This window comes from Bradyrhizobium sp. CCGUVB14 (assembly GCF_024199935.1).
Classification (GTDB): domain Bacteria; phylum Pseudomonadota; class Alphaproteobacteria; order Rhizobiales; family Xanthobacteraceae; genus Bradyrhizobium.
In genome coordinates this window covers 7,246,441-7,270,550 of the sequence record NZ_JANADS010000001.1, presented here as the reverse complement: position 1 = coordinate 7,270,550, position 24,110 = coordinate 7,246,441, and the positions used below count along the sequence as shown (strand labels likewise).

The 24,110-nt window shown below is 60.4% G+C and carries 24 protein-coding genes; 8 read left to right on the top strand and 16 right to left on the bottom strand.

The annotated features are described in order from the left end of the window. The first annotated feature begins 22 nt into the window (after window positions 1-22). Together NLM32_RS34020 and NLM32_RS34015 are read left to right on the top strand one after the other, a co-directional pair. Window positions 23-697 (top strand): tetratricopeptide repeat protein, encoded by a 675-nt coding sequence (locus NLM32_RS34020; protein ID WP_254133077.1) that lies wholly within the window; start codon window positions 23-25, stop codon window positions 695-697. Window positions 698-729: 32 nt separating this feature from the next. Further along, window positions 730-1,371, top strand: coding sequence for a class I SAM-dependent methyltransferase (locus NLM32_RS34015; protein WP_254133076.1), 642 nt, complete (start codon window positions 730-732; stop codon window positions 1,369-1,371). 170 nt (window positions 1,372-1,541) lie between these two features. On the opposite strand, the gene NLM32_RS34010 is transcribed toward NLM32_RS34015, so the two are convergent. From NLM32_RS34010 to NLM32_RS33970, 9 genes are all read right to left on the bottom strand, one after another. Further along, window positions 1,542-2,477, bottom strand: a complete 936-nt coding sequence (locus tag NLM32_RS34010) for an NAD(P)-dependent alcohol dehydrogenase (RefSeq protein ID WP_254133075.1) — start codon at window positions 2,475-2,477, stop codon at window positions 1,542-1,544. Between the two features lie 81 nt (window positions 2,478-2,558). After that, window positions 2,559-3,311, bottom strand: a complete 753-nt coding sequence (locus NLM32_RS34005; RefSeq protein ID WP_254133074.1) for an SDR family oxidoreductase — start codon at window positions 3,309-3,311, stop codon at window positions 2,559-2,561. A gap of 58 nt (window positions 3,312-3,369) precedes the next feature. Next, window positions 3,370-4,494, bottom strand: coding sequence for an ABC transporter permease (locus tag NLM32_RS34000; RefSeq protein WP_254133073.1), 1,125 nt, complete (start codon window positions 4,492-4,494; stop codon window positions 3,370-3,372). Then, window positions 4,491-5,402: an ABC transporter ATP-binding protein gene (locus NLM32_RS33995; protein WP_254133072.1), complete on the bottom strand. Its 912-nt coding sequence runs from the start codon at window positions 5,400-5,402 to the stop codon at window positions 4,491-4,493. Before NLM32_RS33995 ends, NLM32_RS34000 begins: the two co-directional genes overlap by 4 nt. Next, window positions 5,399-6,226, bottom strand: a complete 828-nt coding sequence (locus NLM32_RS46160) for an HlyD family efflux transporter periplasmic adaptor subunit (RefSeq protein WP_254133071.1) — start codon at window positions 6,224-6,226, stop codon at window positions 5,399-5,401. Before NLM32_RS46160 ends, NLM32_RS33995 begins: the two co-directional genes overlap by 4 nt. A gap of 624 nt (window positions 6,227-6,850) precedes the next feature. After that, the gene (locus NLM32_RS33985; RefSeq protein WP_254133070.1) at window positions 6,851-7,150 is read right to left on the bottom strand and encodes a 4Fe-4S binding protein; all 300 of its coding nucleotides are present in this window, start codon (window positions 7,148-7,150) and stop codon (window positions 6,851-6,853) included. A 64-nt stretch (window positions 7,151-7,214) separates the two neighbouring features. Then, entirely contained in the window at window positions 7,215-7,775 is a 561-nt protein-coding gene (locus tag NLM32_RS33980) for a sterol desaturase family protein (protein ID WP_254133069.1), read from the bottom strand. A gap of 45 nt (window positions 7,776-7,820) precedes the next feature. Continuing rightward, the gene (locus NLM32_RS33975) at window positions 7,821-8,684 is read right to left on the bottom strand and encodes an aldo/keto reductase (protein ID WP_254133068.1); all 864 of its coding nucleotides are present in this window, start codon (window positions 8,682-8,684) and stop codon (window positions 7,821-7,823) included. A 120-nt stretch (window positions 8,685-8,804) separates the two neighbouring features. Beyond that, the gene (locus NLM32_RS33970) at window positions 8,805-9,161 is read right to left on the bottom strand and encodes a hypothetical protein (protein WP_254133067.1); all 357 of its coding nucleotides are present in this window, start codon (window positions 9,159-9,161) and stop codon (window positions 8,805-8,807) included. A gap of 656 nt (window positions 9,162-9,817) precedes the next feature. On the opposite strand from NLM32_RS33970, the gene NLM32_RS33965 reads away from it, so the two are divergent. Next, a complete protein-coding gene (locus NLM32_RS33965) occupies window positions 9,818-11,062 on the top strand; it encodes a patatin-like phospholipase family protein (protein ID WP_254133066.1) in 1,245 nt (414 codons plus the stop codon). 207 nt (window positions 11,063-11,269) lie between these two features. Here the strand turns inward: NLM32_RS33965 and NLM32_RS33960 are convergent, their stop codons facing one another. Beyond that, complete coding sequence (locus NLM32_RS33960) at window positions 11,270-11,590, bottom strand: putative quinol monooxygenase (RefSeq protein WP_254133065.1); 321 nt, start codon at window positions 11,588-11,590, stop codon at window positions 11,270-11,272. Window positions 11,591-11,879: 289 nt separating this feature from the next. Here NLM32_RS33960 and NLM32_RS33955 point away from each other — a divergent pair, with 289 nt between their 5' ends. After that, complete coding sequence (locus tag NLM32_RS33955; RefSeq protein WP_254133064.1) at window positions 11,880-13,091, top strand: ABC transporter substrate-binding protein; 1,212 nt, start codon at window positions 11,880-11,882, stop codon at window positions 13,089-13,091. Between the two features lie 32 nt (window positions 13,092-13,123). Here NLM32_RS33955 and NLM32_RS33950 read toward each other — a convergent pair whose 3' ends face one another. The 6 genes from NLM32_RS33950 to NLM32_RS33925 all read right to left on the bottom strand — a co-directional run bounded on the left by NLM32_RS33950 (window position 13,124) and on the right by NLM32_RS33925 (window position 19,869). Then, window positions 13,124-13,492 carry a hypothetical protein gene (locus NLM32_RS33950; RefSeq protein ID WP_254133063.1) on the bottom strand — a complete coding sequence of 123 codons (369 nt, stop codon included), beginning with the start codon at window positions 13,490-13,492 and terminating at the stop codon, window positions 13,124-13,126. Between the two features lie 1,447 nt (window positions 13,493-14,939). Continuing rightward, the gene (locus NLM32_RS33945; RefSeq protein ID WP_254133062.1) at window positions 14,940-16,037 is read right to left on the bottom strand and encodes a Gfo/Idh/MocA family protein; all 1,098 of its coding nucleotides are present in this window, start codon (window positions 16,035-16,037) and stop codon (window positions 14,940-14,942) included. A gap of 46 nt (window positions 16,038-16,083) precedes the next feature. Beyond that, the gene (gene nagA / locus NLM32_RS33940) at window positions 16,084-17,223 is read right to left on the bottom strand and encodes an N-acetylglucosamine-6-phosphate deacetylase (protein ID WP_254133061.1); all 1,140 of its coding nucleotides are present in this window, start codon (window positions 17,221-17,223) and stop codon (window positions 16,084-16,086) included. Continuing rightward, window positions 17,223-18,248 carry an SIS domain-containing protein gene (locus NLM32_RS33935; RefSeq protein WP_254133060.1) on the bottom strand — a complete coding sequence of 342 codons (1,026 nt, stop codon included), beginning with the start codon at window positions 18,246-18,248 and terminating at the stop codon, window positions 17,223-17,225. Before NLM32_RS33935 ends, nagA begins: the two co-directional genes overlap by 1 nt. Next, complete coding sequence (locus tag NLM32_RS33930) at window positions 18,245-19,000, bottom strand: GntR family transcriptional regulator (RefSeq protein ID WP_254133059.1); 756 nt, start codon at window positions 18,998-19,000, stop codon at window positions 18,245-18,247. Before NLM32_RS33930 ends, NLM32_RS33935 begins: the two co-directional genes overlap by 4 nt. Beyond that, window positions 18,991-19,869, bottom strand: a complete 879-nt coding sequence (locus tag NLM32_RS33925) for a BadF/BadG/BcrA/BcrD ATPase family protein (RefSeq protein ID WP_254133058.1) — start codon at window positions 19,867-19,869, stop codon at window positions 18,991-18,993. Before NLM32_RS33925 ends, NLM32_RS33930 begins: the two co-directional genes overlap by 10 nt. Window positions 19,870-19,962: 93 nt before the next feature. Between NLM32_RS33925 and NLM32_RS33920 the strand changes: the two genes are divergently transcribed. The 4 genes from NLM32_RS33920 (at window position 19,963) to NLM32_RS33905 (ending at window position 24,104) form a co-directional block, all read left to right on the top strand. Further along, window positions 19,963-20,904, top strand: a complete 942-nt coding sequence (locus tag NLM32_RS33920; protein ID WP_254133057.1) for an N-acetylmuramic acid 6-phosphate etherase — start codon at window positions 19,963-19,965, stop codon at window positions 20,902-20,904. A 1-nt stretch (window position 20,905) separates the two neighbouring features. Then, on the top strand, window positions 20,906-22,168 hold the full coding sequence (locus tag NLM32_RS33915; protein WP_254133056.1) for an ABC transporter substrate-binding protein: 1,263 nt from the start codon (window positions 20,906-20,908) through the stop codon (window positions 22,166-22,168). Between the two features lie 171 nt (window positions 22,169-22,339). Next, window positions 22,340-23,257 carry a carbohydrate ABC transporter permease gene (locus NLM32_RS33910; protein WP_375143656.1) on the top strand — a complete coding sequence of 306 codons (918 nt, stop codon included), beginning with the start codon at window positions 22,340-22,342 and terminating at the stop codon, window positions 23,255-23,257. Between the two features lie 13 nt (window positions 23,258-23,270). Further along, window positions 23,271-24,104, top strand: coding sequence for a carbohydrate ABC transporter permease (locus tag NLM32_RS33905; protein WP_254133054.1), 834 nt, complete (start codon window positions 23,271-23,273; stop codon window positions 24,102-24,104). The last annotated feature ends 6 nt before the right edge of the window (window positions 24,105-24,110 follow it).

Sequence of the window (24,110 nt, the reverse complement as noted above, 5' to 3'; positions counted from 1 at the left end):
CACACTGATGAAAGGAATGTCCATGCGACAGGCACTGCGTGCATTCGCAATGGTGGCGGGCGTTATCGCAGTTGCGACAATGTCCAAGTATGTCCGAGCCTCGGACAACCGCGCTCTCGATGCCGATATTATCAGCGTTGCTGAGGAATGGGCAAAGATCAAATATCTGAGCGACGATGACAGCGATCGTAGTTCCAAAATGGCGGTGCTTGCCCCAAAGACTGATGCGCTCGTGAAACGTTACCCTGGAAGGCCTGAGCCGCTTATTTGGGACGGCATCGTTGTCAGTGAACAGGCGTCCCTTAGCTCCGGTTTCACCGCCCTCAATTTTGCCGGGCGAGCCAGAGACCTCCTCCTCGAAGCCTACAAGATCGATCCAAAGGCGCTCGATGCAGGGGCGCCGACGAGTCTCGGCGTTCTCTACTACCGCGTCCCGGGCTTTCCCCTTGCCTGGGGAGACAAGGAAAAGGCACGACGCTATCTCGAAGAAGCGATCAAGAATGCGCCGAATGGCCGGGATGCGCATTATTTCTACGCAGACTTTCTCTACGAACAACATGATTACAAGCGGGCGGAAGAGATGCTTAAGGTCGGAATGGCTCTGCTAAAGCACCCGGAACGTCCGGTCTGGGATCAATATTTCCCGATGGTGATGGAGACGTTGCTCGATCGGATAGAGAAAAAGCTCAAGCCGTAACACAATCGACTTTTACGACCGATCCAGACCCTATGAGCATGTGGGAAGCAATCGGCCAACAACTGAGATCGCCCAGTGGCTGGCGAGGTCGTTTGGCTGGCAAGGTGATGGAGTTCGTCAATCGCGACCCCAACGATGTATCCGTTGCCGCATTGGAAATCGCGCCCGAGGAAACCGTGCTTGAAATCGGATGCGGTCCGGGCATGGCTTTGGCGCAAATGGCGGCAGCCGCTACGAATGGCCTTGTGCTCGGGCTAGATGCATCGTCTGCGATGCTTAGCCAAGCCGCGAAACGAAATCGATCGGCTATAGAATCCGGAAGGGTCAAGCTTGCGCTCGGAAAGTTTGAAAGCTTGCCGTTCGAGTCGGGCTCGATCGATGGGGTGCTGGCGGTAAACGTCGTCTATTTCTTCAGCGCATGCACAGAACTTCGCGAGGTTCACCGCGTTCTTCGACCGGGCGGGCGACTGGTCATATACGCGACCGATCGAGTAACGATGAGTAGATGGAGGTTCGCCGGACCAAGCACCCATAACCTGGTTGACGCCAACGACCTAACAGCGGCACTAGAGGCGGCCGGGTTCGACGCACAGCAGACGGAAATCCGCAAGCTCGGCTTCCGCTTTGACTTGCGTGGTCTGCTCGCGGTAAGCCGAAAACCCACGTTGCGCTGAGAGGGACGACCTCGCTGCCGCAAATTTCATCGGGGCCTAGCTGACGCCTTAAGAGAACCGGAGAACTGAAAATTGGTTCGCTTGTGGCGTCAGCTTGGTCATTCACCTCTTTCAGGTCGTCTGGACTCGTCCAGTGGCTGAGCCAGCTTCGTGCGGGCGGCTTGGCGGCCCTATGGGCTCATAGTGAACACGACTTTGCCCGATGCTCTTGATCCGACTTCCGTCTTTGTGAGCGTGCCGAGCGCGTCGTCGAAGGGAGCCTCGATGCCGACCTTAAGCCTTAGCGAGCCCTTATTAGCGAGCTCGGCGATCGCTGAAAGGTGCTTGATCCCCATAGTGGCGAATGCAAGCTTGTAGCGACGTGACAGCAGTCCGCGAGCCAGCCTGCTGGGGGTTGGGTTGATGTCGACGAATACACCATCCGGCTTGAGCATGGAAATCCCATCGCCGACGCTGAGTGTTCCAAGCGTGTCGAACACAGCATCAAACTTTTCGCCCTTCACATAGGCATTGTTGTCCGAGTAGGCGAATACCGGGCGGACGCCCATTGCATCTGCGCTCCTCATCGACGTGGGGCTGCTCGTACCGGCAACGCGCGCGCCATGGGCGATTGCCAATTGTACTGCAGAGGAGCCGACCGCGCCCAAGCAACCGTTCACGAATATGCTCGAACCAGCTTTTACTCGAGCCCGCTGTACGATTGCCGCCCAAGCCGTCATGGCCGGGATGGGGAGGCAGGCAGCCTCGCCAAAGGTCAGTTGAGGTGGTTTCTTCGCCACGAAATTGGACTCCAGGACGACCGTTTCCGCAAAGGCACCTGATTTCTTGAAATCGACCGTGCCGAAAACTTCATCTCCGACATGAACATCAGCAACGCTTTGCCCGGCGGCCTCGACGATCCCGGCGAAATCCGTGCCCATCCCTTTCGGAAAAGACCTGTTCATGAACAGCTTCATCGCGCCGCGGCGAAGCTTCCAATCAAATGGATTTATGGCCGCGGCGCGGACGGCTACGCGCACCTCGTTGGGCCCAAGATCCGGCAACTTGAACTCGCCGATATACATCTCTTCCGGACCGCCATAGCGATCGTACTGTACTCTTTTCATCTTACTCTCATTTTGCTGTGACAGATGTAGTGCCAAACGCTGCAGATTTCGGGTGGACGAAGCTGTCTTCAGATCCGTTCGTCACTTCCGGGGGCGCGGCGCGATGATCGCTTCGACTTGGTTGCGCTTGGTGACCAGCGTCCAAAGTCTCTGGGCGATGTCGTCGGGATCGATAAGTTGATACCCTTCATTGACGAGAACGCCGCCAGCTCTCAATGCGCGAAGGCCAGCGGAGTGCTCAATGACCGCGCCGACATTCAGTATGCCCGCAAAGACGCCCTTCGACGCTACCTCGGTATTGAGCGAGAATATGTAGTTACTAGCGGTGGTCATCATCGGGCCAACGCCGCTCAGCCCTCCCTGCATCCGGATCACGGCCGGAAGCCCGCCGACGATGATGATGGCGCCATCGCCTCGTGCCAGCATGCCAGGCAGAACTGCGTGCGAAACTTCGATCGGCGAAAAAGCGAAGATGGTGGTCAAAGCTTTTAGCTTCGCCGCATTGAGATCCACGGCCGGTACAAATCCGAGCTCACCGACCGGTTGATAGACGGCAACGTCAATCGACCCGAGCCGCTGCTCAATGGTCCGGACAAGCGCGGGTATGCTTTCGAGATCGGTGAGATCGCCGGGGAACGCCATGGCTTCGATGCCGGCGTGAGCGAGCTCGGAAACTCTCTCTTCAAGTGGCGCAGGTTGGCGCGCGACCAGCGCTATCCGATAGCCTTCGCGGCCGAACCGCGTAGCGAGCGAGGCGCCAAGCCCCGTACCGGCGCCGAAGACGGCTATGGTCTTGGTCCCATTCTTAGTCGAGCTTATGACGACTTTGCCCATCAGGCTCCCCACTGCCACGGTGCTTTATCGCAGGTCCTTCCAGTCTTCAGCGCTTTCATCAGTCAAGCGTCTCACGATAGAACCAGACAGCCACCCCCATCACGACGAGCGTGAATGCCGCGATAGGCCAGAGCTCGGGCGCAATCGCCGCCGCCCCGTTGCCCTTCAACAGCAGCGAACGCACGATACGAATCGCGTGCGTGGTGGGGAGCAACTCGCCCAGCCATTGCGCCCAGATGGGCATGCCCCGGAACGGAAAGATGAAGCCCGAAAGGATCAGCGACGGTAGCAAACTAAATTGCGCGAGCTGTTGGGCCTGCATTTGATTGGATGAGACAGTCGAGAAGGTCAGACCGAGCGCGAGGTTTCCCGCAATGAACAGGCCGAGCGCCAGCAGCAGCAAGGGAATCGATCCTCGAATTGGCAGGTGAAACACGACTGCGGAGACGAGGAGGATGGTTATTGTTTGGAGATAGCCAATCCCAATGAAAGGGACGACCTTGGCAAGCATGATTTCGATCGGCTGCACGGGCATTGCTATCAGGTTTTCCATCGTGCCGCGTTCGCGCTCGCGGGTGATCGATAACGTCGTCATCAGCAAGGTCGACATCGTCAGAACCACGCATATCAAGCCCGGGACGACGTTGAGGACGGTCAACTGCTCCGGGTTGTAGCGAGCATGTACGACGAATTGGAATGGCGCGGGTGTTGGCTGCGATTGCTGATTGGCCGGCAGATCACGGGTGAGTACGTTTGAGATCGCTCCTAGGGCGGCCGTTGCATTACCGATCGCTGAAGGATCGGTCGCGTCGGCATCGATCAGGATCGATGGCTGCTCCCCGCGATCGACGGACCGGTCGAAATTGGGAGGAATGTTGATGACGAACAGCGCCTCTCCGGTGATGAGCGCCCGTTCTGCGTCGGCTTCGGACGAGTACAGTTTGATGTCGTAATAGCCGGTATTCTGCAGCGACGTGACGATTGTACGCTCGTATTTCGTCGGTTCACTTACCAGCAGCCCGGTGGGCAGATTGTGCGGATTGGTGTTGATTGCATATCCGAACAAGAACAGCTGCATGACGGGCAGGGCGATGATGAGCCGCAGCGTCATCGGGTCCCGCCGAACCTGGATCCATTCCTTGCGCAAAAGCGCATAGAGTCGCTTGAGCGAGATGCCGGTCATAGGGGCGTCTCTTTTGCGGCGAGCTGATGAATGAAGACGTCTTCCAGACGTGGCTCGGTCTCGTGCCAAGAAAATTCCGGGAAGGAGCTGATGGCGCGCTGCAGAGCTGCGCGATCCGCTCCAGCGATCCGCAAGGCATGCCCGAACACGGCGGCAGCCTCGACGCCAGGCGCACGACGTATGCGGCGTGACACTTCGTCGACGCGATCGCCAACGGCTTCGTAGACGACGAGGCCCGCGCTGCTGACGACTTCGTCCGCGGTGCCCTGGACCACGATATGGCCATCCGCCAGATAAACGATCCGGTTGCACCGTTCCGCTTCGTCCATGTAGTGGGTCGAGACCAGCACGGTGAGGCCTTCGCTGGCCATGTCGTGGATCAGATCCCAGAACTCGCGACGGGCTTTCGCGTCGACGCCAGCGGTCGGCTCATCCAGCAGTAGCAACTTTGGCCGATGCAGGACGCAGGCGGCGAGGGCAAGCCTTTGCTTCCAGCCGCCCGACAGATGCCCGGCAAGTTGTTTTTCATAACGACCGAGGTTCATTCTCTCCATGATGTCGCGAACGGCCGTCTGCTGATCGCCCATTTCGTAGACGCCAGCGACCAGCTCGAGATTTTCTCTGGTCGTGAGGTCCTCGTAATAGCTAAACTTCTGGGTCATGTAGCCGGTCTGTCGGCGGATCTTCGCCGCCTCTCGGCGGATGTCGTGTTCCAAGCAGGTGCCTTCGCCGCTGTCGGGCTCCAGCAGGCCGCACAGCATGCGGATGGTGGTCGTCTTGCCGCTGCCGTTGGCCCCAAGGAAACCGCAGATCTCGCCTCGAGATACCTGCAGGCTCAGGCTTTTAACAACGTGCCGTTCGCCGAAAGTCTTGTGCAGATCGCGGACGTCGATGACGAGCTCCGTCATGACTTGCCCTCCGGCGGCGGTCGCACGGTGACGGGTTGGCCTGGATTGAACAGGGCCGCCTGTGCCGGCGGTGGTCGAGCTTCGATCAGGTAGACGAGCTTTGCCCGGCTCTCCTCGCTGAAGATCACGGGAGGGGTATATTCGGGTTGAGGAGCAATGAACGAGATGGTCGCCGCGATGTCGGCATCGCATCGGTCGCATCTCACAGTGACGACGTCGCCGAGATGGATGCGAGAGAGCTCCGGTTCGGGCACGAAGAAGCGCACGAAGATATTTCCCGGTGGAAGGAGGGACACGACGGGCGCTCCGGCAGCCATCGTCTCGCCGGGACGCGCCAGGACGTCGGCGACGCGGGCTGCCACAGGCGAGGTCACGCACCGCTGCGACAGCCGCCAATCCGCCATTTCAACGGCCGCCTGCGCCGCTTCAACGGCGGAATGTTGTGCTGTGATTTCGCCTTTGCGGCCCATCGGGGCGCGTATTTGAGCTAAAGCGGCTTCCATCGCGGCGACCCGCGCGGTCGCCGATCTGTAATCGGCGCGCCGCTGGTCCAGGGTCTGGACGGTGACCGCGCTGTCTTTGATCAGAGCCTCGGCGCGATCAAGGTCGACCTTGGTACGCTCGACGGTAGCCCGGGAGTCGACGAGATTGGCTTCGGCCTGCTGGATCTCCGTAGGTTTGCCGGCCGCCTGGAGATTGGCCAGTTGGTCCCTGGCTTGCTGGAACTGGCGCGCCGCCTGGTCACGCGCAGCCCGGTCGGCGGTCCCATCCTGAGCGAACAGCGGGGCGCCGATCTCGACCCAGGCGCCGCGGGTGACGTTCACTGCCGTGAGCAGTCCTTGCTGGGTCGGTCCAACTTTCACGTAGTCCGCCTCGGCGTAGCCTTGCCAGGACGTCGCTGCGGGCGCGCGGTGATACCACCATGCGAGCCCTGCAAGCGCAGTCGCTATCGCCACGCCGAGAAAGATGAGGGCCTGTCGGGTCACTGTCTAAGTCTGCTTTGTCTTGGATTTCAGGTCGAATTGGATGGGCTGACAGCGGTGACGCCGACTGGACGGCATTCGCATGCATCCGAGCACGATTGAGAGGTCGCCGCTCGTAATCGCCGTTATTGCGGCCCTACTCGCCAAACATGCCACAAAAGGATCATGTACGGCGTCGACACGGCGAGCAGCGAAATCATCTCCAAAAAGATGCGCCATGTCATATTCGTCAGTCTCCTCGGTTCTGAACATCGTCCCGCGGTCGTTGTTCTCTGCGATTAATAGATCGGTCAATCGAATATCTAGTGGGCGGAACCGCTGTCGTCAATAAATAATAGACTATATAATCTATTAATTAGGTCGAGCAGGTCAGCTCGTGCGCTAAGCCGCGGTTTTCAGCGATTCTAGCTGTGCCGCGTAGGAATGGTGACGAGGCGGATTGCCGGCCTGTTCCTCAGAAGGGCTTCAAGTGTCTTCGCGCTGGAGCCTAATCGCCCGCTCGGGGCAGGCAGAAACGCACAGTCCACAGGCCTCGCAGGCGTCGACGTTGGGCGTCGCGGCTGTCTTCATGCCATGCGCCCAGACTTTGAATTTCGCGAAGAGCGGCAGGCGGTCGTATGTCTCTGCTGGAATGCGTACGATCTCGAAGACGTTAACCGGGCATACGTTGACACAGGCAGCCTTGCCCTCGCAGCGCGCCGGATCGACCACTGGACGCACCACCCCCGGCGATAGGCGGCAGGTCTCCCTCGTTTCGTTCTCCACGTTCATTCCTTTGTTGGAAGAGGGTGTCATGACAGAGGTAATCGGCGCGCAACATGTGCAGGCATCAGAAATAGTTCGAACGACAGGCACGATCCCGAGCAGCAAATCCCGTCCCGAACATCCAGTCCCAGACACCGGTGGTGACGCCGAAGTTGCACGGTAGCGGGGCGTGATGGTGAAGAGCATGCCGGCGATTGAGCCGGTGAAGGTAAGTGTCAGACGCGACCCGCCAGTGATGCACGACGTGATGCACACCAACGTACCAGAGGTAGCCGGCCGCGATGCCGGCGGTGAACGCGCTGGCCGGTCCGAGCCCTGTCTTCCACCATAGCGGAAGCAGCGTGCCGCCACCGATCAGCGCGAGGCTCAACCAAGTCGGTGTCCCGACGAACCCGGTCGGATCGTCGTGGTGCGCCTCATGCAGGTCAGCCAGATACGGAAGTCCATGCAGAATGAACCGGTGCGCGACATACTCGATCAGGGTCCAAAGCACGAGGCCGCTCACCACGCAGACTGTCGCTTTCTTCGAGCACATCGGGGACTGAAATGCCGCCGTCAGCAGCATTGCGATCACCGGTGGAAAAACTACGAAGTCGGCGAAGTAAGCAGCTTTGCTCAGGCGCATAATGGGTCTCCACAACGATGACCGTGTCTCCAACGGCGCATCAATTCAGCTGAGTTCGGAGAGATCTTCCTCTGTGAGGACGATCCGGCCCGCCGCCGTGTTCTCTTCGAGATGAGGGATGGACCCTGTGCCGGGAATTGCGATCATCACCGGCGACAGTGCCAGCAGCCATGCCAGAGCGATCTGGTGGACTGTTGCTGCGTGCCGCCTCGCAATCCGTGTCAGCCGTCCGTCGTCGATTGGGGTCATTCCTCCGCCAAGAGGGAAGAAGGGGCTGAAGGCGATCTTTTCGGCTTGGCAGGCCTTCAACAGGGCCTCGTCTCTGCGCTGTCCGACGTGAAAGTGGTTCTGGACGGCGGCGACGGGTGCGATCGTGCGCGCCTCAGTGAGATGGTCCGTGTCGATATTGCTGAGACCGAGATGGCGGATCAGACCCTCCTCGCGCAATCGGGCGAGGGCCGCAAAGCGTTCCGCGAGCGACTCGCCGTGGGGCGGCGCCATCTCGCCTATGCGCAGATAAACCAGGTCCAGCCGATCCCGTCCGAGATCCCGAAGATTTTCCTCGACCAGCTTTCGCATCTCGGCGCCGGAGGCAACACGATGGCTCCCATCCGCGTTGAAGATGTGTCCTACCTTGGTCGCGATCACCAGGTTGGAGGGATAGGGATAGAGCGCCTGTCGGATCAGAGCATTGGCGCGCACCGTCCCGTCGCTGCTCCGATAAAAGGCAGCCGTATCGATCAGGTCTATGCCGAGTTCGACGGCGTGCCGCAAAACGGCGCGGCCGACCTCAGGGTCGCGAGCCGGCCCACGAAATCCGTTGGCCGAAAGGCGCATGGCACCGAAGCCGATGCGATTGACGGCCATGTCGCCGCCGATGAGAAAAGCCATTTCTTTGGTCTTTGGCACGGTGGGTATTCCCGATGAACATCAGCGAGGCGAGGATCGTGACGATCGTCGGCCGACGCGGCGTGGAGCAGGAGGTGAGGGGCTTGCTGCGGCCAAATCGAGCGGGTCCGCGCGCAGCTCCTAGCGGGTGATCTTCAGGTCAGGTTTATCTCCTTCCCAAGCCTGTAGCCCTCCAGGAATTTCGCGAAACCGAAGGCACTTCGATATCATGGTGCCGGAAAGGCACATTGCATCGCCCTTGATTGACCAGGTGACGGACTGCGTAAACAGAGTCGCTTGAACGCTTCCGCTGCCGTCCTTGTTCAGGGTGAGTTTGAAGCTTCTGCCATTGGGCGCATCGGCCGACCAGGGAGCTCCATCCGCGAGCAAGCCGACCGCCTTCTGCACCGGGAGGTACGGCTGTCCCTGGGCAAGCGCTGGCGTCGCGACAAGAAGCCGGACAGCCACCGCTGCTGCGAGCCTAAGATGTGCTTTCATTTCTCTTTCCTTTTTGGATGTGTTCGGCGTAGGCGGCAAGCAATTAATAGATCATTCGATCTAGTATCTAGCAGATGTGATTTTCGACGTCAATAAATAATAGATCAATCAATCTAAATTACCGGCGCGCCTTCTCCGCGCCGATGCTTGCTGAAGGAAAGGGCGAAACCACGCAAATAAGTGTCAGCAACGAGGAGCAGCCGGTGCGCGTGTGTGAATGCGGTTCGGCCGACAAGGGAGCGCCAGAAAAGATGCCGACGGGGGATGACTGCCGCAACCAGTCAAGGTGGCGCGCCGCCTGCCCGTGAGGTTTCGGGGCTGGCTTTCCTCAAAGAAGATCCGGACCAGCGACGCGCCGACATCTCCTTTAGTCTGAGCACCTGTATGCGTCAACAAAAATAGATTGTTCAATCTATAAATATTGGATCCGAGCTAGTGCTCCTTTGTCGAGCCTCCAATTTCGTATCGCTTTCTAGATGATGCTCGAATGCTGCCCCTATCACCGCGGGACGGTGAGTTGCTGGATGCAGAAGTTATGCATTTACGTATAATTAGATTATATAGTCTATCATAATTGATCTCGGCGTTTTGCACGGTAGAGCGAAGTCATCGATTTAGCGCAAGCTACAAATGTGCGAGTTTGGTCAACGGTCGGCATGCTCCTGCGATTAGCGGTCCTCCTGGTTTTCGCCTGTGCGCGCCGCGCAGCCGGTGGTGCGATTCTGCTTTTGCTGCTGTCCGCGACATTGCTGACAGCCGGCTGCGCGACCCTGACGCCGCGAAACGCTCTGCCGGAGGCGGCGGCCAATATTGACCCTGATGGCTTTCATGACATCCGGTACTGGGGCGACGAGACACCTGCGGATGCTGCGACAGCCCAACTCTCAGATGGGGCTTCCAAAACCCTGGGATTCCATAAAGTCGACCGGCCGCCAAACTTCCTTGCGATTTCAGGTGGAGCCGAGGATGGAGCGTTTGGCGCAGGACTGCTGGCTGGTTGGGGCGATGCCGGGGATCGGCCAACTTTTCAGCTGGTGACCGGCGTGAGCTCCGGAGCACTGATCGCTCCCTTCGTCTTCCTTGGTCGGGAGCGCGACCGCGAGTTGCGGGACATTTTCACGAACTACGGAAGAAAAGATATCTTTACGTTCAACGTGCCGAGTTTGCTTGAAGGTTCGGGATTGGTTGACAATTCGCCGCTCGTCCACTTGATCGAGAAATATGTCGATGCCGAATTCCTTCGCGAGGTGGCGCGCGAAAGGGCTAAGGGAAGAGTGCTGCTGATCGGCACAACCAATCTCGACGCGCAAAGGCCCGTCCTGTGGGACATGGGACGCATCGCGGCAGGCGACAGTCCGGAGGCGCTCGACCTGTTTCGCAAGGTTCTGCTCGCTTCCGCAACGTTGCCCGGCGTATTTGCTCCCGTCCGGATGAAGGTGCGCATCGGCGGAAAGCAATATGACGAGCTTCACGTCGACGGAGGGGTAACGAGGCAGGTCTTCATTCCCCCGTCGATTCTGCGCCTCGTCGTGGGCAACTCGGAAAAACTCACCCTCGGAGCTCGGCTGTACGTGATCAGGAACGGCCGCATCCAGCCACAATGGGAGCAGGTCAAAGACAACGTCCTCGCGATCAGCCAGCGCTCGCTTTCGACTTTAATCAAGAACCAGAGCATCGGCGATCTCTATCGGATCTACAGCATCACGAGGATGAACGGCATCGAGTTTAACCTCGCGAGTATTCCAGTCGATTTCCGTGCGCAATCGAACGAGCCGTTCAACTTGACGTACATGAGGGCGCTGTTCGAGCGCGGCTATGACATGGGCAGGCGCGGCTATCCCTGGATCAAGAGCCTTCCCGGCCTGCAAGCGGCCGATCGGCAGCCGCTACCCGGTCTCTAAGGGAGGCTGACCGGGTCGCCAGGACCACCGGATCGAACTAATCAAGCCTAAAGACGCGGGCTGCATTCCCACCCAGAAAGAGCGCCTCGGTCTCGTCATCAAGGCCAATCCCGGGCCGTCGAACGCTGCGCTTCCGTTTATGGAATCGCCTTCGTTGCGCGTCATCGTTCCGAGGTGGTGCATCGGAGGCCCTCAGACTCGCCAAAATCAACTGGCCCTTGGAGCCCTGTTCGTTGTGCTGCACAACGTCGCCTCATAGACCTCGGCTTCATAGGATTCCAAAAGAGGTTTCCTCCTGTCATCAAATGCCACGTAGTGCGGCATGTTGATGTGGTTTTCCAGATCCTTCAGCGTCTCCCACTTCTCGAAGACGAACATCTCGTCTGGGTTTTCCAACGAAGGATAATGGGAATAGGCCAGATTACCGTTCTCCTTTCTTGTGTTCTCGACGTTGGCCATCACAAAGGACAGAAGCTCATCCCGTTTTCCGGGCTTGAGAACATATTTGACGGACACGACAATGGTCATTTCGAACGATCCTTCGAGTGGCGTCGCTGCATGAGCCGAGACGCTTGATATTGGAATCGTGAATAGGCGCAGTCAACGCGCCTGTTTGCCGGTCGCAAGTCTACTGCATGGACGTTGTCGCGAGTGACTTGAGTTTCACTCAACGCGCCCTTCAAAAAACTCGTTTGCCAGCCCCAGCCGGCTTTGACCATCTCCGGAATGCCAATCGAGCGAGCCCATACCGAGCGGCTACGGGATCGGGCTTTTCGATTTGACCGCAACGCACCAAATGCTCGGGGGAGGACACACTTTGAAGAAGATCGGCTTGATCGCCGGCGTCTTGGCCAGCACTGCGCTGTTTTCATCCGCGTGGGGGCAGGCCAAATACGGCCCTGGGACATCGGCTACAGAAATCCGCATCGGCAACACTGTGCCCTATAGCGGCCCCGCGTCAGCCGTTGGCGCCATCGGCAAGGCTCTCGATGGCTACTTCGCGATGGTCAATGAAAGCGGCGGCGTGAACGGTCGGAAGATCAAGTTCATCAGCCTCGATGACGCCTATTCGCCGGCGAAGGCAGTCGAGCAGACCCGCAGGCTCGTCGAAAGCGATGACGTGTCCTTCATGCTCGCCAATACCGCTACCGCGAATATCTCCGCTACGCAGAAGTATTTGACGATCAAGAAGGTGCCGACCCTCTTCGTCGTCAGTTCGGCGTCGAAATGGAACGACCCGGAGCATTTCCCGTGGACGATGGCCTTACCTTGGCAACCGCCGTACGGAGATGAGGCCAAGATCTACCTCGATTACCTGAGGTCGAAAAAGCCCGCCGCGCGGATCGCCATCCTTTACCAGAATGATGATGCTGGAAAGGAATATCTGAAGGCAACAAGAGAGTCGCTCGGCACAGCAGCCGACGATGTTATCGCGGGCGCCGCGTCATTCGAGGTGCTGGACCCGACGGTTGACTCCCAAATTCTTACATTGCGCGCGACGGGTGCGGACGCACTCATGATTTACGGGGTAACTCCCAAGGCTTGTTCGCAGGCGTTGCGAAAGCTGCACGAAATCAATTGGCAGCCCATCCGCTTCATCGCTTCAAGTTGCGCCAACCCCGATGCTGTTCTCAAGCCCGCGGGGCTCGATGCCGCTGATGGCATTATGACCATTATGGCGTTCAAGTTCCCTGTTGCCGGTGAAGCCGACGACGCTGCCGTCAGCGAATACAAGAAATTCATGAACAAATATGTCCCGGGCGCCAATCCGTATGACACCTTCAATGTCTATGCGTATTCGCTTGGCCAGGTCACGATCGACCTTCTTCAACGGGCTGGGGACGATCTTACCCGCGAGAACATCATGCATACGGCCGCGACCATGCATGACGTGAAACTTCCGCTCTTGCTTCCGGGTATTTCACTCAACACGACCGCAACCGACTACCGGCCTTTGCGCGATGGTTATATGGCCGAATTCAAAAACGGCCGCTGGAACGTTTCCGGGACCCTAATCCGATCGAAGTGACGAGTGATGTGCGTGATTTCGCTTGGCCGCGGTCAACGCTTCAGTTTGTCTTGCTTGGCGATGATGTCCTGCAGCGTTACCGCGAAACCCCGCATGACCGGCTCCAAAACGGCTGGCCCGGTCATTTCGGCATTGTACAGAGCGGTATGAAACAGCGGGTGCAGGCCGAACATGCCGAGGAAGTTCGGATAGCCTGCGCCCTTGATGTCTCGCAACTCTCCTGCCGCACGATCTCCAACGAGCCAAGTGGCCTGCACGTGCTTCAAGTGGTTCTGCGCCGTCGCCGCTAGCGACTCGCTGACGCCGAAAAATCGCAACTGGGTGTCCACTTCGGGCGAGACTTTCCACTGATTGCCGTCGCGCGAGCGCTGATAGCAGGCCAAAGATGCGCCGTAGTGCAACCAATAGATCTTAGGATCAGGAGCGCGCCCTGTCGCGAAGGAAGAGCTCCATGCCGCCGTGCCCGATCTCATGACCTGCGGTAGCGACGAGGATGAAGTTGGCATCGGGGAATGAGTCGGCCGCGAGACTTACAGTTGCGAGAAACGCGACATTGCCGGGCGCTCGCTCGCAAGTGCTGGTGAACCAGCTCGTTACCGGAGTAGACACGATAATGGTCTTATCCTTGCCGCGATCGAGCCGTCCGATCGCATTCTGACCCGCAACATTCCTTTCATAACGCCCCTTCACTGTGACGGTGACGGGGTGTCGGTTCGTTCGGCTTCTTCGAGCAGAGGCTGGTCCTTTGGCGCGACCAGAAGCACCGGTACGTTCCAGGCCGCGTCGGCCTGGCTGACATTGTAAGTGAAGATTTCTCCACTGGGATGATTGTTCGTGAGTAGGATTGCTGCGGGCCCGCCGCTCGACGCGGCAGAAATCGCATCGCGGTGCTTCTTGTCCAGATAGGCGCCTCGGTCATATGGAATCTAGAGCCGGACGAACTTGCGGGTAGCGTCTCCATCCCGGGCTATTGGTGCGGAGAGTGTGAAGCTGGCTTTGTCCTCAGGTATGCACCATTGCAGTACGATCGAAGTTGTCTTTCCTCCCACCGACATGGTTGCGGAATCAAGCACGTACTGCCGTTGTATGGAGAACCGCTGGGCTTCGACCGCGAGGCCGGCGGCTTCGTTCGGCGATCCACTCCAGCGCCGCGTTTGCGCCGACCTTACCGAAGCGGTGGAGGCCGAACGCTTCAAAGTGCATCACATCTTCGTACAAGGCACTGCCCGTGAGCGGATCACGGACTTGAGTGCTGGCCGAACTTGAGGCCGTTACTATCTGCGCGGTTACGTGAGCCTCTTTGTGAGGGTAAATCTGCACTCCCCCAAAGGATTGGATGAGATATCGTAGGTTCAGCGGGCCTTTGGCTTTTCGTCAGTGGAATGAGGGTCGCAGGCTGACCACCGATTGACCACCGAAACCCTGTGAACAAACGGCGATAAAGGTGGTCAATCACGAGCAAACATCATTGTTTTTGTTGATCTTTTCGGTCGCTATTTACGTTCGGGACGCAAGCGGCGTAGGTCTCGCAACTGCCGGCTATCGATTTACAGTTTGCTTGTAACCGATTGATTTCGTTAGGCTCGATTCCTAGCCATTTTACAGCTAAGCATCTGATTTCGTTCGCTAAAGACCAGACTCTTAATCAGCGGGTCCCAGGTTCGAGCCCTGGTGCGCCCACCATATCAATAACTTGCCCAGAAGAACCGTTTGAGAATCTGATTTTTCAAACGGTCATTTTATGGCGATGAATTCTCGCTTTGAGGTTGTTGTCGGAGCACCCCGCGCGCACCGCGTCTTCCGTTTGTTCCGGGCAGGCGGCGCGACGAATTCGATCGATGTGCGGAGCTACAGACGGACGACTTCCCCGCTCCGAACGCTTTCATCGGCGGCAAAGACGATACGGAGTGAGTTGATCGCGTCCTCGTGATGCTCGGACAGGTCAATCTCGCCACGGACAGCACCCAGAAACAGCCGCTGCTCGCGCTCGCATAACTCCTGATGGCCGGGTTCGTCAGCTGTCGAGATCAACTCGTCCGGCTTTGCAAAATGGCCTTCGGCGCCGCGCGCCGCGTGATGGATGCGAAGGGCGTTGGTCCGCGTATGCGTGTCATGGTCCGCCGAATGCGCGGCGGCTTCGCTGCTCTCTTTCGCGACCATCGACACGCTGCCGTTCGGGCCGATCAAATCCTTCACGAAATGGGCGGTCTCGCTTATCATCGGACCCCAGCCGACCTCGTACCATCCGACGGATCCATCGTCGAACACGATGTGAAGATGCCCGTAATTGTACATGGTCGGCGCGATCTCGTTCGTCAGCCGCGCCCCGACCGCATGGACCGCAACGGGACGCGCTCGCGTCACCTGGCACATGATGTCGACGTAATGGACGCCGCAATCGACGATCGGAGAAGTCGACCGCATGAGATTCTTATGAACCTCCCAGAAAGAGCCCGCGGACTGCTGGTTGAGGTTCATACGCATCACGAGCGGCTTTCCGAGCGTCCGGCCGATCTCGACGAACTGCGACCATGCGGGATGCACGCGCAGGATATAGCCGATCAGCAGCGCCTTTCCGGCCGTACGTGCCGCGCTGACGACCCGTCGCGCGGCCTCCAGCGTGTCGGCGAGCGGCTTTTCGCAGAAAACATGCGCCCCCGCGGCGATAGCCTGCAACGCCATGGCCGCATGATGCTCCGTGTAGGTGCAGATCGCGACGGCATCCGGACGCAGGCTGGCGAGCGCCTCGTCGAAGCTTTCGAAGCGCGGGAGGGAGGGAAACTCGGCCTCGAGATCGTTACGTTCGGCTGCGCGAGAGGTGCAAAGGCCGACGAGCTCAAATCCCTCGATCGATCTGTAGGCGCGGGCATGGCTGGTTCCCATGGTGCCGAGGCCAACCACGAGAACGCGAACTTTGTGTGCGGTCGAGATGGAGGGCGAGGACATGGCTCAATCGGTCTCTCGGTCAGATGTTGGTTGCCAGCTCGTCGCACTAGCAGCCGTCGGCGTTTGGCCGGCCCTCGATCCAGGTTTCGAGCACGCGCAAATCGTCACCGAGATGTACGAGGCTCGCGAGATAGCCTGGCGCGATGCGGCCAAGGTCCCTGTCGCGCCGGAGAAACGTCGCCGGAATGCGGGACGCCATTGCGAGGGCGTCAGCGAGATCGAGCCGCACGTCGTTGACCGCGTAGCGTACAGCTTCGTCCATGGTCAGAACGGAGCCCGCGAGCGTTCCATCCTCGAGCCGCAGGTAGCCGTCTTTACGAGTGACGCGGCGGCCCTGTAAGTCGAACTGATCCGGCCCGCCGGCCGCCGGTGGCATTGCGTCCGTAATCAGCATGAAGCGGTCATGCCGCTTGGCGGCGAAGGCGATACGCAAATTTGCCTCGTGGACATGATGACCGTCCGCGATGATTCCAACGAAAGCCTCGTCGAGATCGAGCGCCGCGCCGACCATGCCTGGCTCGCGTCCGGCGGGCGCGCTCATCGCATTGAAGAGATGGGTGAACGCCCGTGCGCCGGATTTGACGGCCGCGCAAGCCTCCGCGTAGCTTGCATTGGAGTGGCCAAGCGAAATCAGCACGCGATGCTGCGCGAGCTTGGCAATGTTTGCCGCATCGACCCGATTGGGCGCAAGTGTCAGGATGACGGCGCCACAGTTCGCCTCGGCGATCGTCGCGATGTCGCTCGGCTCGAGATCGCGGATATAACCGAGCTCGTGTGCGCCCTTGCGGAGCGGATCCAGGAACGGGCCTTCCAGATGGATGCCGAGCGTCGCCGGAGTCCGTTGTCGCGCCTCGCGCGTCGCGGCGATGGCCGCTGCCATCACCTGCGGCGTATCGGTTACCAGCGTCGGTAACAACCCAACGGTGCCGTACTTGCGATGCGCTGCGGCGATTTGAGCGATGCCCTCAGGCGTTGGGTCGTCGTTGAACAGGATTCCGCCGCCGCCATTGACCTGCACATCGATGTAGCCGGGCGCAAGCAGGCCGCCGCCGAGATCGTGCAACTCGCCGTGAGGCCTATCGGCATGGGGCACGATTGCGGCGATGCGGGCGCCTTCGATGACGACCACGTGGTCATCGAGAAAACGTTCGCCATCAAAAATCCGCGCGCCGGACAGAACGGTCATCAAACAGTCTCCGTCACCTTGCGCAAATTGCGCGGGCGGTCGGGATCGCGCCCGAGCCGGAGCGCAAGCGCCTCGGCAAGGCGATAGAAGCGGTGGATCATGACGATGGGCTCCAGGAGCGTTGCCTCGACCTTTGCCGTCGCGAGACGATCCTCCTCATCGACGCCGCCCGCTTCGATTGCAATCACCGTTGCGCCGGCCTTGGTCAGCGCCGTGAGCGTCGGCAGCATGCCTTCGCGCGCCGCGTCGGACGGCAGGAAGGCGATGACGGGGAAGCCCGGGGCGACAAGTTCGGCCGGCCCATGCAGCACCTCGGCCGCGGAATAAGCCTCGGCGTGAATCGCGCAGGTTTCCTTGAGCTTCAGCGCCGCCTCCGCGGCGATCGCAAGCGTGGCACCGCGACCGAGCACAAAAGCGCTGCGGGCATTTGCGAGCCTCTCGAGCATCGCCGCGGGTGGCGCCGTCCCTTGACCGCGCAGAATGCCCGGCAAGGCGGCGAGGGCGTCTGCGAGTTGCCGGTCCTCGCGCCAGGCCGCGACAAGGCTCGCGCCCGCGACAAGACCTGCAATCATCGATTTGGTCGCGGCGACGGAACGTTCCGTGCCTGCGCACAACGGCAGCAGCAGTTCGGCCTCTTGCGCCAGCGGAGAGTCGACGTCGTTGACCAGTGCGACGGCCAGCGCACCGCCGCGTCGTGCGGCGCGCTGCATTTCGACGATATCCGGGCTGCGTCCCGATTGCGAGATTGCGACCGAAACGCCGCCTTTGAGCCGCATCGGCGTACGATAGAGTGTCGCGATGGAGGGGCCGATGGAGGCACAGGGTACGCCCGAAACGATTTCGACGAGGTATTTCAGATAGAGCGCGCAGCAATCCGACGAGCCGCGGGCGATGGTTGCGACGAGGGGCGGGTCGAGGGTGCGCAGGCGCGCTCCCAGTCTAGCAAGCGGCTCCGCATTCTCGCTGAGCTGCCGCGCGACCGCATCGCCCGACTCGCCGATCTCCTGAAACATGAGGGTCGTCATCGCTGCGACTTTCGGGCCGGTGGTGACAGCGTGAGTTCAGAGACGAAATCATACGCATCGGCGCGGTACCAGGATTTCGTGAACTCGACGCAGGATCCGTCGGCGAGATAGGCGATACGCTGGATATAGAGCGCCGGGCTGTTCGGTGCGACGCCGAGCAATTCGGCATCCGTATGATCGAGGAGGGTCGCACGTAATCGCTGCAGGCCCCGGGTGGGCTTGAAGCCGTTCGCGGAGAGCGCCTCGTAAAGCGAATCGCCGACCGACTCCTGTTCAGGAAGAAAACCGATCGGCACGGCGGCGCGCTCGATGGCCATGGGCGAACCGTCAGCCAGGCGCAAGCGTCCCAGTCGGAACACCCGTTCGTTCGGCCGTACGCCAAGCATCATGGCCTCTTCCGGCGTCGGCAGGAACACGCCGCGCTCGAGCTCGCGTGAGCTCGCCTCCAATCCGCGCAGCCGCATGTCTTCCGTGAAGCTCGTCAGGCGCGAGGAGGGCTGTTCGACGCGCGGCGTTGCACGATGGATGAAGGTGCCGGCGCCATGACGGTGAAACAGCACGCCTTCGGCGATCAAATCGGCAATCGCCTTGCGCAACGTGGTGCGCGATACCTCGAGCAGCTCGCACAATATGCGCTCGGCCGGAAGCAATTGCGTCTCCGCGAACCGTCCGGTCTCGATCTCGCGCCGAAGCGCGTCGACCACGGCCCGATAGAGTTTCTGGCCTGGCGCCGTCTCGACCGTCATGGACATTGCGGGTCCTCCGCGAGCGTTCCACCGGCGAGCAGGATTGCGCCATCGACTGCGTCGCGCCGCGGCGGCGCGAGGCGCTTGGCCACATCAGGCGGCAAGAAGGGCCGCAAGGGCTCACCGAAGCCGCCGGCAAGCGCAATGCGCTGCGCGCCGAGCGCCGTCAGCGCGTTTGCAAGCGTCGCGATCGCACTGGCTGCCTCGCCGACAATTTCGCGCGCGCGCATGTCTCCGGATCTGGCGACGTCCAGGATCTGGGGTGCAAAGGCGCCGTAGTCTCTGGGTCTCGCGTCCGCTGCCCAGCGGCTCATCCGTAACGGATTGTCATCGAAATGACGCCCGAGCGCTTGCGCGAGCCCGCTCATCGGCTCGAGGCCATCAATCGCACGCAGCGTCGCGCGCAACGCCGACTCGCCGAGGCGTGCGGCAGATCCGTCATCGCCGAGCCAGAAACCGCGTCCGCCAATGATGGTCGTTCGAGCTCCCACGCGAGCGATGCCCGCCGAGCCCGTGCCGGCGATGATGAGGCCGCCGTCGCCAAGGCCATTGGCACCAACGCAGGCGGCGACAGCGTCGTTGACAGCGACGATGCGGGCAAAGCCGGGCAGGGCGGCGGAGACGCGCTCGGCTTCCCTGTCGTCCGAAAGCCCCGCAAGGCTAAGGCCGACTGCGATCTCCTGCCTTGGCGCGCCGGCACTGATCGCGGATTCGATGGTTTCGCGCACGACGCGCATCGCCTCGTCGAAGTCGAGATAGATGTTCGAAGCCGGCCCGAGCCCGCGCCCGAGCTCTTGGCCTGACGAATCCCGCAGTCTCGCGCGGCAACGGGTGGCGCCGCCGTCTACTCCGAGAAAGAACCGGGCTGTCGCCAAGGAGCCTCCTAAAAATATTCTTAACGCCTCTAGACAAGTGGTATGTCACGTGGCTAAAACGAATACAAGAGGTATCTACCATTGGTATTCACGATGCTGGTACTGCCGAGCGCGGAGACGGGAGAGAGGTGCGGCGACACCGCTGACATCGTGACGACCGATGAAGCGGTGTTTGCAGACGCGATGCTTGCCTCCTACCGCCGGGCGATTGCTTCGGTTGCGGTTGCTTCAAAGGACATTCGCACGGCGGCACTTCGGCTCGCCGCCATTTGGCGGGCCGGCGGGCGTCTGGTCTTTGCCGGTGCGGGGTCTTCTGGCCTTGCGGCGGCCGCGGATGCTGCCGAGCTTCCCGGTACGTTCGGCCTTAACCAGAGCCGCATCGCAATTGTCCTGCCCGGCGGGACCGCCGAGCCATTTCGCATCGACGGTGCGGCGGAGGACGATGCTGTAGCCGGCGAGCGGTTGATGACCGAGCTTGGCGATCTCTCCCGCGACGCGGTGATCGCCGTCTCGGCAAGCGGCTCGACGCCGTTCACCGTCGCCGCGGCCGCAGCGGCGCGCAGGCGCGGCGCCTTCGTGGTCGGCATCGCGCACCATCCGGCCTCTCCGTTGCTCGCAGGCGCCGACGCCTCAATCCTGCTCGAAAGCGGGGAGGAGGCGCTGCGCGGCTCGACGCGGCTCGCGGCCGGAGCCGCGCAAAAGGCCGCGCTCGGCATGCTCTCATCATTGATGGGACTCGAGCTCGGTCACATCCACCAGGGGCTGATGGTCAACCTGAAGGCCGATAATGCGAAGTTGCGGGAACGGGCGCGCGGGATCGTGGCATCGATCGCTGGTGTCAGCGATGCCAAAGCGGCCGCGGCGTTGCTTGAGGCCGGCGGCGATGTCAAGCCAGCGGTGCTGATTGCCCACGGCATCGCCAGCATGAGCGAAGCCGTCAACTGGCTCGCTGCTGCGGAAGGCCGCATAGACGACGCGTTGCGCCGCGCAAAGGTCAACGAAATCGAGGGCGAAGGCCCGAACAAGGGAGCGTAGCATGAGACGGACATTCAAGGCCGCATTGGGAGCTGAGGTTGCCGCGTTGGCGTTGCTCGCGGGGCTGGCGTCGGCCCAGGCAGGCTCATTGAAGATCGAGAGCTGGCGTAACGACGACGCCGATATCTGGAATTCGAAGATCATTCCCGCCTTCAACAAGCACTATCCCGACATCAAGATCGAATTCGCGCCGTCCGCGCCCAAGGAATACAACGCCGCTCTCAATGCGCGGCTCGATGGCGGCACCGCCGGCGACCTGATTACCTGCCGTCCGTTCGACGCCTCGCTCGCGCTCTATCAAAAGCATCAGCTCGACGCAGTCGACGGCATCAAGGGCATGGACAATTTCTCTGATGTCGCGAAGGCCGCGTGGCAGACCGACGATGGCAAGACCACCTTCTGTGTTCCGATGGCCTCCGTAATCGCAGGGTTTATCTACAACAAGGAAGCATTCGCCAAACTCGGCGTGTCCGAGCCGAAGACGCTCGACGAATTCCACGCCGTGCTCGAGAAATTCAAGAAGGACGGGACCTATGTCCCGCTGGTGATGGGGACGGCTGATCAATGGGAGGCCGCGACCATGGGATTCCAGAATGTCGGTCCGGACTATTGGAAGGGCGAGACGGGTCGCGCCAACCTGATTGCCGGCAAGGAGAAGCTCACCGATCCGCAATACGTTGCCGCCTTTAAAGAGATCGCGAGCTGGGCACCGTATCTTGGATCGGGTTTCCAGGCGCAGACCTACGCTGACAGCCAGAACCTGTTCTCGCTCGGCAAGGGCGCAATCTATGCGGCTGGCTCGTGGGACATCTCGACATTCCGCGGCCAGGCGAAGTTTGCCATGGGGGCATTCCCGCCGCCGCAGCCGGCCGGCACGGCGGATTGCTATATCTCGGATCACACCGACATCGCGATGGGCGTCAACGCAGCGTCGAAGAACAAGGAAGACGCCAAGAAGTTCCTGGAATGGCTGACGACGCCGGAATTCGCCACGATCTACGCCAATGCGCTTCCCGGCTTCTTCCCTCTCGCCAAGACGCCGGTGAAGGTCGATGACGACGTCGCGGCGACGATGGTCGGCTGGCGCCAGACCTGCAAGTCGACGATCCGCAACTCATACCAGATCCTGTCGCGAGGTACGCCGAATCTCGAAAACGAGCTCTGGAACGTGTCCGCGCAGGTCGTGAATGGCAAGCTGACGCCCGATGCTGCCGGCAAGCAACTCCAGGACGGCCTCGACAAGTGGTACAAGCCTGCCAAGTGAACCCAGTCCCTCTCTCCGCGCTTGCGGGGAGAGGGATCTTCCTTGTTCGATCCTGCCTCCATACTCCGCTGACTCGCGGCACTAGCCGCAGGCACGGAGAGGGACGATAACGCACGCTAGGTTCAATCTCTTCCCGTCATGCCCGAATCGGTCTCGAACATCACAGCCCAGATGCCCCGCGCAAAACTCGCGGGCCTTCTGCTGTTCTTTCTCGGGCCGGCGGTGGCGATCTATACCCTATTCTCGATCTATCCGCTCGTTGCGACGATGACGCTCTCCACCTATACGAGCGATCCGTCGGGAGCCCGGTCTTTCGTCGGGCTCGCCAATTTCGCGACGCTGCTCGGCGATGCGCTCTGGTCGAAGCCATTCTGGAATGCCTTCGGAAACAATCTGATCTTCTTCGCCGTGCACATGTGCGTGCAGAATCCAGTCGGTATCGCACTCGCTGGATTGCTCAGCCTGCCGGGTCTGAGGCTCAAGGGATTTTATCGCACAGTCATGTTTCTGCCCACGATGCTTTCGGTTGTCATCGTCGGCTTCTCCTGGAACCTGATCCTTTCCCCGCTATGGGGCGTCGCTGCCGGCGCCTTGAAGGCCGTGGGTCTGGGCTCGCTGTTCGCTCCCTGGCTGGGGCTCGAATCGAGCGCGCTCGTGACGCTGTCCCTCATTTCCGTGTGGCAATTTGTCGGCATCCCGATGATGCTGATCTATGCCGCCCTGCTCAACATCCCCGAAGAATTGATCGACGCGGCACGCGTCGACGGGCTCGGACATTTCCGTATCTTCTTCCACATCAAGCTTCCGCTGGTCCTGCCGACGATCAGCCTGGTCTCGGTCTTGACCTTCGTTGCCAACTTCAACGCGTTCGACCTGATCTATTCAATCAAGGGCGCGCTTGCGGGGCCGAATTTCGCGACCGACATTCTCGGCACCTTCTTCTACCGCACCTTCTTCGGCAATCAGCTGCAGCTCGGCAATCCGACCATGGGCTCCGCGGTCGCGACCGTCATGTTCCTTATCATCCTCGTCGGCCTCTGCCTCTATCTCTTCTTCGTGCAGCGGCGCATCCGCCGTTACGCTTTCTGAAAGGGACGGCAGAATGACGGCGGAGCAGCGCGCAAGGAGCCTGAGCGTTCATCTCGTCCTGATCGCCTATAGCCTGCTGGCGGTCGGTCCAATCCTGCTCGTGGTCATGAATTCGTTCAAGGTGCGCAGCGCCATCTTCGGCAGCCCGCTTGCGCCGCCGGACGCCACGACTTTCAGCCTCGTCGGCTATGAGAAGGTTTTTCGCTCCTCCCATATCCTGACCTACTATTCGAATTCGCTGATCGTGACCCTCGTCAGCATGGGGCTCGTGCTGCTGTTCGGCGCGATGGCGGCCTGGGCGCTGACCGAATACCGCTTTCGCGGTTCAACGGCGCTGGCACTGTTTCTGTCGATCGGCATCATGGTTCCGATCCGGCTCGGGTCCGTCGCGATCCTCAATATGATGCGGTCCGCCGGCCTCAACGACACGCTGACGGCCTTGATCCTCGTCTATGTCGCGCAGGGGCTGCCGATGTCGATCTTCATCCTGAGCGAGTTCGTTCAGCAGATCCCCAAGGACCTGCGCGACGCGGCACGCTGCGACGGCGTGCCGGAAACCCGCATCTTCTTCGAGGTGGTCCTGCCTCTGCTGCGCCCGGCGATCGCGACGGTCGCCGTCTTCACCATCGTGCCGATCTGGAATGACCTCTGGTTTCCATTGATCCTGACGTCGAGCGATTCGACCCATACGGTGACGCTCGGCGTGCAGCAGTTTCTCGGCCAATACATCACCGACTGGAATTCCGTGCTCGCCGCGCTGTCGATGGCGATCTTGCCTGTCGTCATCATCTACGTGATCCTCTCGCGCCAACTCATCGCAGGCCTCACCTCCGGCGCAGTCAAATAGGTTGTC

Excerpts from the sequence above, each read along its gene's own strand:
- NLM32_RS33960 (WP_254133065.1), bottom strand. The coding sequence starts at position 11,590 with ATGACCATTGTCGTGTCCGTCAAATATGTTCTCAAGCCCGGAAAACGG.
- NLM32_RS33910 (WP_375143656.1), top strand. The coding sequence starts at position 22,340 with ATGCCCCGCGCAAAACTCGCGGGCCTTCTGCTGTTCTTTCTCGGGCCG.
- NLM32_RS34020 (WP_254133077.1), top strand. The coding sequence starts at position 23 with ATGCGACAGGCACTGCGTGCATTCGCAATGGTGGCGGGCGTTATCGCA.
- NLM32_RS33980 (WP_254133069.1), bottom strand. The coding sequence starts at position 7,775 with ATGCGCCTGAGCAAAGCTGCTTACTTCGCCGACTTCGTAGTTTTTCCA.
- NLM32_RS33930 (WP_254133059.1), bottom strand. The coding sequence starts at position 19,000 with ATGTCCATGACGGTCGAGACGGCGCCAGGCCAGAAACTCTATCGGGCC.
- NLM32_RS33970 (WP_254133067.1), bottom strand. The coding sequence starts at position 9,161 with ATGAAAGCACATCTTAGGCTCGCAGCAGCGGTGGCTGTCCGGCTTCTT.
- NLM32_RS33935 (WP_254133060.1), bottom strand. The coding sequence starts at position 18,248 with ATGACGACCCTCATGTTTCAGGAGATCGGCGAGTCGGGCGATGCGGTC.
- NLM32_RS34005 (WP_254133074.1), bottom strand. The coding sequence starts at position 3,311 with ATGGGCAAAGTCGTCATAAGCTCGACTAAGAATGGGACCAAGACCATA.
- NLM32_RS34015 (WP_254133076.1), top strand. The coding sequence starts at position 730 with ATGAGCATGTGGGAAGCAATCGGCCAACAACTGAGATCGCCCAGTGGC.
- NLM32_RS33945 (WP_254133062.1), bottom strand. The coding sequence starts at position 16,037 with ATGTCCTCGCCCTCCATCTCGACCGCACACAAAGTTCGCGTTCTCGTG.
- NLM32_RS33995 (WP_254133072.1), bottom strand. The coding sequence starts at position 5,402 with ATGACGGAGCTCGTCATCGACGTCCGCGATCTGCACAAGACTTTCGGC.
- nagA (WP_254133061.1), bottom strand. The coding sequence starts at position 17,223 with ATGACCGTTCTGTCCGGCGCGCGGATTTTTGATGGCGAACGTTTTCTC.
- NLM32_RS33915 (WP_254133056.1), top strand. The coding sequence starts at position 20,906 with ATGAGACGGACATTCAAGGCCGCATTGGGAGCTGAGGTTGCCGCGTTG.
- NLM32_RS33965 (WP_254133066.1), top strand. The coding sequence starts at position 9,818 with ATGCTCCTGCGATTAGCGGTCCTCCTGGTTTTCGCCTGTGCGCGCCGC.
- NLM32_RS34010 (WP_254133075.1), bottom strand. The coding sequence starts at position 2,477 with ATGAAAAGAGTACAGTACGATCGCTATGGCGGTCCGGAAGAGATGTAT.
- NLM32_RS34000 (WP_254133073.1), bottom strand. The coding sequence starts at position 4,494 with ATGACCGGCATCTCGCTCAAGCGACTCTATGCGCTTTTGCGCAAGGAA.
- NLM32_RS33920 (WP_254133057.1), top strand. The coding sequence starts at position 19,963 with ATGCTGGTACTGCCGAGCGCGGAGACGGGAGAGAGGTGCGGCGACACC.
- NLM32_RS33905 (WP_254133054.1), top strand. The coding sequence starts at position 23,271 with ATGACGGCGGAGCAGCGCGCAAGGAGCCTGAGCGTTCATCTCGTCCTG.